This is a genomic window from Edwardsiella piscicida, assembly GCF_001896205.1.
Classification (GTDB): domain Bacteria; phylum Pseudomonadota; class Gammaproteobacteria; order Enterobacterales; family Enterobacteriaceae; genus Edwardsiella; species Edwardsiella piscicida.
On the sequence record NZ_MPNU01000001.1, the window covers coordinates 958,399 to 965,456 of the forward strand.

Annotated in this window: 9 protein-coding genes and 3 pseudogenes; 10 read left to right on the plus strand and 2 right to left on the minus strand. The window is 52.6% G+C overall.

The window, feature by feature from the left end:
- On the minus strand, positions 1–802 hold an 802-nt coding region (gene rdgC, locus BRD58_RS04275; protein WP_073381658.1), incomplete at its 3' end, for a recombination-associated protein RdgC.
- 1,137 nt (positions 803–1,939) lie between these two features.
- Positions 1,940–2,704 (minus strand): LexA family transcriptional regulator, encoded by a 765-nt coding sequence (locus BRD58_RS04285; RefSeq protein WP_073381661.1) that lies wholly within the window; start codon positions 2,702–2,704, stop codon positions 1,940–1,942.
- 81 nt (positions 2,705–2,785) lie between these two features.
- Here BRD58_RS04285 and BRD58_RS04290 point away from each other — a divergent pair, with 81 nt between their 5' ends.
- From BRD58_RS04290 to BRD58_RS18185, 10 genes and pseudogenes are all read left to right on the plus strand, one after another.
- Positions 2,786–3,013, plus strand: a complete 228-nt coding sequence (locus BRD58_RS04290) for a helix-turn-helix domain-containing protein (protein WP_072034943.1) — start codon at positions 2,786–2,788, stop codon at positions 3,011–3,013.
- Between the two features lie 47 nt (positions 3,014–3,060).
- A complete protein-coding gene (locus tag BRD58_RS04295; protein WP_073381664.1) occupies positions 3,061–3,591 on the plus strand; it encodes a YmfL family putative regulatory protein in 531 nt (176 codons plus the stop codon).
- Positions 3,592–3,785: 194 nt separating this feature from the next.
- Complete coding sequence (locus BRD58_RS04300) at positions 3,786–3,962, plus strand: DUF4222 domain-containing protein (RefSeq protein WP_073381666.1); 177 nt, start codon at positions 3,786–3,788, stop codon at positions 3,960–3,962.
- A pseudogene (locus BRD58_RS18365) lies at positions 3,959–4,436 on the plus strand (helix-turn-helix domain-containing protein); the annotation flags it as partial. The gene BRD58_RS04300 and the pseudogene BRD58_RS18365, both read left to right, overlap by 4 nt.
- A gap of 158 nt (positions 4,437–4,594) precedes the next feature.
- Positions 4,595–4,900 (plus strand): annotated as a pseudogene (locus BRD58_RS18370) (conserved phage C-terminal domain-containing protein); the annotation flags it as partial.
- Positions 4,897–5,634, plus strand: coding sequence for a replication protein P (locus BRD58_RS04310; protein ID WP_073381669.1), 738 nt, complete (start codon positions 4,897–4,899; stop codon positions 5,632–5,634). The pseudogene BRD58_RS18370 and the gene BRD58_RS04310, both read left to right, overlap by 4 nt.
- Positions 5,631–5,873 carry a GNAT family acetyltransferase gene (locus BRD58_RS04315; RefSeq protein ID WP_073381671.1) on the plus strand — a complete coding sequence of 81 codons (243 nt, stop codon included), beginning with the start codon at positions 5,631–5,633 and terminating at the stop codon, positions 5,871–5,873. The genes BRD58_RS04310 and BRD58_RS04315 overlap by 4 nt, the downstream gene beginning before the upstream one ends.
- Entirely contained in the window at positions 5,870–6,397 is a 528-nt protein-coding gene (locus tag BRD58_RS04320) for a phage N-6-adenine-methyltransferase (RefSeq protein ID WP_073381673.1), read from the plus strand. The genes BRD58_RS04315 and BRD58_RS04320 overlap by 4 nt, the downstream gene beginning before the upstream one ends.
- On the plus strand, positions 6,394–6,789 hold the full coding sequence (locus BRD58_RS04325; RefSeq protein WP_073381676.1) for a RusA family crossover junction endodeoxyribonuclease: 396 nt from the start codon (positions 6,394–6,396) through the stop codon (positions 6,787–6,789). The genes BRD58_RS04320 and BRD58_RS04325 overlap by 4 nt, the downstream gene beginning before the upstream one ends.
- 155 nt (positions 6,790–6,944) lie before the next feature.
- Positions 6,945–7,058: pseudogene (locus BRD58_RS18185) on the plus strand (KilA-N domain-containing protein); the annotation flags it as partial.

Sequence of the window (7,058 nt, forward strand, 5' to 3'; positions counted from 1 at the left end):
CCTCATAGGCTGGATCTGACAGGAGGTTAATCTGCTTAAAGTGAAATTTATTAGTGAGTACGAACGTTATGTCGCCATTGAATACCAGGCGAAGTTTTTCGACGGTGAAGCATACAGATAACTTACTCAGGATCTCATCAGAGATTGAGAAGAGCTCAGTCTCAGAGTATGTGATCACCTCTTTCTGTCCATCCATGCGCCCGAGCTGCACCATGTTGCCGATAGTGAACCCGTCAAACGGCTGCATGTCATTTTGCAGATAATTTTTCAGGCGAGTAGTCAGGCCATGCTTAGGGTCGCTGACGTTGATGGTCTCGGTTTTAACGGAACCAGTGACCTTTACCAATAGGTGCATGCACATGTTGGCCATATTCGCGCTTGGCGTATCTACAAACAGAAGGTGGTTTTCCTCGTTGTAGTAGCAGGTAAGAAGCGTTGTTTTTACAAATGCCGTCTTGCACATTTCGGCTAAGACCGCTTGCTTGAGTTCGTTTTTCACCGGACGGCTAATTTTCTCACCCAGCAAATTCTTTGCCTGTAGCTCCGCAATGCGTTCGCTGAGTTTGGCGACGATCGCTTTCGCCGGGATTACTTTTTCATCGTAGCGAATAGTGAAAGAGAACCCGCCAGTAATCGGGGTGATCATCTCACCGGTAATATCACTGGCCACGAAGCCATATCCATGGAACGCCGTTTCTATAACATCGGTGAACAGCTGCTCCTGCATGTGAGTCAGCAGGTTCTCAGTGTTAGGGAGCGTCGCCTTATAGGCGATGGCATTTTTGATTTGAGCAAGTTTCATCGTTATCTCCACACATTTTTAAGTACGAGTGTTCCCGGCGCTGATTACGGATAATCAACACGATTGGCATATAAGGGATTCACACAGAGAAGAGCTCTAGCCGGATAGACTGAATAACTCACTTCACATTAAGTTAAGGTTAGCCAGAACCCTTCTCTGTGTGTGCCACTTTACGCAGTGGCCGCGCTCATGCCCTTGAGTAGTCATCCCGGTTCGTCTCTGCTCCCCGTTGGATCTAACCAGTGCGCAATTGGCTGTCACGCGTCGACACCGGTGCTTCTTTTCTCATCTAACCCTCACCAGATGCAAAGCTGGCTCTCTACGCGGAGACTCGGGAGCAGGTTACTACCCTGCCATTGCCACCTTTCGGCTGCTGCGGTCTATCCGTTTTACTTTCACATATGACCCCCTCATTCGTTCGTTGTGGTGGCCGGAGCTGATCCCGGCATTGGCGGTATTAGTCGCCCGATACAGTGTGTTCAGCCACGTTTCTTCTGCATCATCACGGTCTCACCTGCATACAGCGAGTTACGGCAGAAACTGGAGCGCATCAGCCTGCGCATTCACCACAATGAAGAGAGCACTGCCGGTGTCCGAATTGAACGGACCTTTTCCCTGCCCAACCCTCCCAACTTAATGGGAGTGTCTGGAATTGAACCAGCACTTATGCCTTGCTCGTCAGTACTCTCATCGTTGTGTGCCACGTATCGTGTGGCTCCGGTGATCGCCTGTGTTGGAAGTCACATCGATCACTGCTGGTGTTATAACGGCACCGCCAGCTGGCCGTTGGTTTCCCGTAGTACAGCAGGATGAGCACTCAGCCAACGCCCCTGAAGGCCAAATACTCATGCTGCTGTAAAAAGGGCGGCGACCCGAGAAGCGCCCTGGTGTTGATGCTGCAGGGGCCGCCAACTGATACAAGGCAATGGCATACCGGATATCCGCGCTCGGTTTCCCTACGGTGCCGCCGGTTCGGCGCTGTCTCCACACATGCAACTTTCTATGGGTTTGATTATTAACTCTTGGTTGTTATTAGTCAATAACCAGTGGTTAATTTTTGGGGTGTTTTATCTAATTGCCTGTTTTTTAGGTATAAAAAAACCGGCTCACGGCCGGTTTTTATGGTTGGGGGGATGGCTACAAAAGCATTACAGAATAGTGAATGACTCGCCCAATTATTTTGACGCTATCAACGCTTACTTCCTCGTCTTGATAGTCTATCCTATTGTAACTTCTAAGTATTACATTATGACCAGGCTGTCTATACAGCAGCTTTACCCTGAACAGTTCGTCTTGCTCTATCGCGTAAATCCCGCCGTCAACAATGCGCTTATTCGCCGTATCAACTGTAACAGTGCTTCCGTTAGGGATAACGGGGTCCATGCTGTTTCCATGAACGGAAAACGCGAACACACATTCTGGTTGTGCTCCCGCCTTGCGTAACGTTGCCTTAGAAAATCGTAACTTATATCCGTTATAGTCCATATTTGTAGAGCATCCATGGCCCGCGGCCAGTTCGATGCTTTTGTAAAATGGTATCTCGACTTCATCATCCATTAGCGGGGTAGTGCTATCCCATGCCTCAACGTCTCCCCACTCACGCAGTGGGGGGATCGATGACTGCTGGTTGTTGCTATTGTCTACCTGAGCATTACTGCCGCCGTATTCAAGCCATTCTGGGCGGACATTTAGCCATTTACTGATGGCTATTATGTTTGTCTTTTCAGGTATGGCGGCAGCATTTAGCCATTTCCATATGGCCGCTTCCGTCACACTAATGCCTTGTTTCTTTAGGCATTCTTTTATTCTTCCAGCCAGGCCTCTACCCGCCACGCCCGCATCAACACAGGCAGCGTTTAATCTATCGCTGAACGCTTTTTTCATATCGTCTTTTTTAACCATGTGTTAATTATCGTCAGGTTTGACACAACTGTCAGTTAATATATAATCTTAACTCAAAGTTAATTTTGTTAAGGTGGTTGTATGAATCCGATTAAAGTTGCTGTCGATGCGGTTGGCGGGCAAACCGCAGCTGCAAAAATCTGTGGTTTGTCTGTCGTTGCTGTTCATAAGTGGACTGTGCGAGGAACCTTACCTCGCACGGAGTACACAGGGAAAACAAGTTACGCCAAGAAACTATCATCAGCATCTAATGGCGTCTTTACTTCTGACTGGTTGTTGAGCGCTGCAAACCCTGATCTTCAAGGTTAAGAGTAGTCATAAAAACATTAACTCGAAACAACCAAGAGGAAGAAGAGATGGTAGACATCAAGACAACGATCAAAGAGATGTGCAAGGCATTTCCTGGTGGCCAAAAGGCGATGTCCGAGCAGCTGGGTATGACCTATGACGCGTTCCGCAATCACCTGGATCAGAAGTGCGCCAGCCGGTTCTTCACGCTCGTTGAGCTGGAGAAGATGGAGGATTTATCCGGGACGTCACTGCTGGCCGAGTACCACGCCGCGCGCCGGGGAAAGCTGCTGGTTGATATCCCTGCATTGGAGCAGATCGACAACGTTGAGCTTTACGAGCATTCCATGCGGGAGCAGGTCGCCGATGGCGAACTGGCCAAAGCAAAAGTTGAGGCTGTTGCTGATGGGGTGATCTGTAGTGATGAGAAGCGGGAGTTGACGACGTTGTTTTGGAAGAAGATGCGCCATCACGCGTATGGCTTCTTTGCGTTCATGGCTCTGAATGGCGCCGCTATTGCTGATGACTCAGCGGTATGGGTGGCGCACCGGGAATGCCGTCCCAGTGCGCCTGCGCATAAAACTCTGTGTGGAGATTAAACGCATGAACATTTTAAACCCAAATCGTCCATCAACGCAATTTCGGTGCCGGATTGTCGGTGGCCGCCTGAGCTATGAGCAAATCGTAGCGGCGTCTAATCGGTCAGGCAACAACCAACCTCGCCGGGGTTTAGTAGTCGGTCGTGCAGCGGTTGATGCGGCGTGGGGTGAGTTTTACGGATCCGGGAGGGCGCATGGCTAAGTTTCCGAGGGTTGGCCATCTGTACATAGATCGCTATGGCAATGGCGTGCGTGTAGTTTCGACATGCACAGAAAGACAACTGGTCACCCATCAGTTAGAACCCGACTATGGCTGGACGATTAACGCGGCCCTGATCGTATTTAACGCCCGTTTTCGGAGGTTAGCGTGAGCATTGATGCGATGCGGTGGGCTAAACCCATCAAGACGGGACGCTCATCATCCAAGGCTGTTCTAACCTGGCTGGCTGACATGTGCGGTGCGGATCTTTGTGCGTATCCGTCTATTGCTGCCTTGGCTGATGCCACCGAGCTGAACGTAAAGACCGTGCAATCGAGCCTGAAGCACCTAGTCGAGTTAGGGCTGATTGAGGATACCGGAGAACGCCGTGGCGCCACCCGGCAGGTTATCGTCTATCGCCTGGTAGGAGTGTCTGAGAGCTATGGGGATTCTAAACACACCCAAAAACGGGAGTCTTTAAAGGCACCCAAAAACGGTACTGTTAAAAAAGCAAAGACACCCAAAAACGGTAACGTTACCGAAAACGGGTGTGTTCAAGATGGAAAGGAACCCGAAAACGGTAGTGTTAGCGAGGGAAAGACCCCCAATTTTGGAGGGAAAGACCCCCAAAAACGGGATCCGGAATCTATCAGGAACCTAAAAGATAAAAGATCTACCCCCCTAGCCCCCAAGGGGGAGGGGATGGCCGAACAGGTATCAATCCTGATTGACCACCTGAACCAAAACATCGTCATCCTGGCCGACAAGCTGGGCAAACCAAAGCCACTGGGTTTTCGCAAAGGGACCAGCGCTGCTAAGCAAGTTGCCGCCCGCCTACGTGAGGGGTTCACAGTTGAAGACTGCCTACTGGTCATGGACTACCTGTCCGAGATGTGGGGAGCAGATCCTGAAATGCGCGAGTACCTCTGCCCGACCACGATTTTCCGAGCATCAAAATTCGATGAGCGCGTTGTGAAGGCGACTAACTGGGCCAATGCTGGCCGACCGTCGCGGTGCGGTAACTCCTGGAATCGCGGGAGTGCATCGCCGTTCGGCGCGTCTACTGGACCACACTGGAATAGCCCTGAGGGCTGGGGGAGTACGCTGTGAAAGATTTAGCCATGGCAATCAAAAATCGTGATGGTAGCGCGCTGGCGACTATGGCCAGTGGTGATGTTAGCCAGCGGCGAGTGGTAAACGCTGACGCACAGAACCTGGTTGATGTGTTGTTCGACAACCTCGTTCAGATCTTCCCGGCAGCTAGGCATACGGTGATGGCTGACCCATCCGCCGAAGCGGCGACTAAGCGCCAGTGGATCTTGGCGTTTGCCGAGAACGGGATCACGACAGTCGAGCAGGTCCGCGCCGGTATGCGTATCGCGCGCCAGCAGGAGACTGACTTCTGGCCGAGCTGCGGCAAGTTTATCGCCTGGTGCCGTGATGGGATGGTTTCGGTAGTTGGGTTGCCGGCGGCGGCGGATATCTTTGATGAGTTCAAGCGGTATGCCGCAGAACGCGGTCGCTATCAGTCCCCGGAGACATACCCCTGGCCGCATCCGGTTATGTACTGGATCGTGTTGGATGTGCGTCGCCTGATGCAGCAGTACAACTACACCGATGGTGAGGTGATGAAGTCCATCAAGTCTAAGCTCGCCGCCTGGGCGCGTGATGTCGCGAAAGGCAAACCCATTCCGAGCCCGGTAGCCCGTATTGCCGATAATCGTCGGCCCAAAACAGCCGCAGAGCTAGTCGGGAACCCGGAGCATTACAAATCAATCGGGCTGGCAGCGCTGGCCAGTATCCGTCAGCAGGTGCGCGGGAATACAGGCAAGGGGGCCGTATGAGCATAAAAAACTCGGCTATAGATGCAGCACACTGCGAGCGTGCGGAGGCGTTGGCATCGCGTGGGTTTTACCGTAGGGCGATCACTGAGCTGACCGCGGCGGCCATGTGCGCCAGTGCGTCACAGATTGGCGGGGTTGTGGAGCGTCGTAACGAGCTATCACGCCATGTGCGTTGTATGCAGCGTACCAGCGGGGATCCGCGTATGGACTATGACAACTGCGTAGGGGGCGTGCTGTGAGCATTAAATCCAATACCCCGGCAGAGGCCAAGGACTGTTGGCAGACCCCGCTATGGTTATTCGATGCGTTAGATCTCGAGTTCGGCTTCTGGCTGGATGCAGCGGCGTCAGAGAGCAACGCCCTGTGCGTTAAATATCTGACCGAGGCAGACAACGCCCTGGGGTGTGAGTGGGATAGCGCTGGAGCTGTCTGGTGTAACCCGCCGTACAGCAAGATCGGGCCTTGGGTCGCTAAAGCGGCAGAGCAGAGCGCGCGGCAGATCCAGACGGTAGTGATGCTAGTCCCGGAGGATATGAGCGTGGGCTGGTTCAGCGAAGCGCTGAAAACAGTCGATGAGGTGAGGGTGATCACCGGTGGCCGTGTCAACTTTGTCCACGCTGTGACGGGAGCGGAGCAGAAGGGGAATAGCAAGGGGTCAATGCTCCTGATTTGGCGTCCGTTCACCACGCCACATCATCGTATCACTACGGTCTCGAAATCGATGCTGGAGGCTATAGGCCGTCCAGTAAGGAGTGCGGCGTGAGGCTGTACCTCCCATTCCCACCTAGCGTTAACACTTACTGGCGCGCCCCCTCGCGGGGGCCGCTTGCTGGCCGTCACCTAGTGAGCGCCAGAGGGCGTGCATTCCACATCGAATGCCAGGCCCGCGTTCTGGAGCAGCTGCGCCGCTATCCGACGCCGATGGCCGGCGATCTGTCTGTGCATGTCGTCTTGTACCCGCCGACCCGCGCTCGCCGTGATCTGGATAACTTCTTCAAGGCGCCACTGGACTCCATGACGAAGATCGGTATCTGGCATGACGATAGTCAGATCAAGCGCCTGACGGCGGAGTTCGGCGAGGTGGTGAAAGGCGGCTGTGTAGAGATCACGGTACAGCAAATCTTATCGTTACCTAAGAAGCTTTCGAGCAAGTAGTGTGCCAATTATGCCAATCATGATTTTTCATTTTATTTGTAATGCCTTATATAACAAAAAGATTTTCATGCGGGCTGTTTTAATATCCAGTAGAATAGATAGACCACATAGCCATGCCGGGGTATGTGGGGACAACCAACTGTGTGGAGGTAGTGATGAATCAATTGATCTCGATTGATGGTATCTGCGTTCGTCAGGATGTTGATGGACGTTTCTGCTTAAACGACTTGCACCGGGCCGCCGGTGGTGAAAAGCGTCACCAGCCAACT

What these genes read in the sequence shown, in the direction of transcription:
- BRD58_RS04285 (WP_073381661.1), bottom strand. Translation starts at nt 2,704, where the DNA reads ATGGTTAAAAAAGACGATATGAAAAAAGCGTTCAGCGATAGATTAAAC.
- BRD58_RS04290 (WP_072034943.1), top strand. Translation starts at nt 2,786, where the DNA reads ATGAATCCGATTAAAGTTGCTGTCGATGCGGTTGGCGGGCAAACCGCA.
- BRD58_RS04295 (WP_073381664.1), top strand. Translation starts at nt 3,061, where the DNA reads ATGGTAGACATCAAGACAACGATCAAAGAGATGTGCAAGGCATTTCCT.
- BRD58_RS04300 (WP_073381666.1), top strand. Translation starts at nt 3,786, where the DNA reads ATGGCTAAGTTTCCGAGGGTTGGCCATCTGTACATAGATCGCTATGGC.
- BRD58_RS04315 (WP_073381671.1), top strand. Translation starts at nt 5,631, where the DNA reads ATGAGCATAAAAAACTCGGCTATAGATGCAGCACACTGCGAGCGTGCG.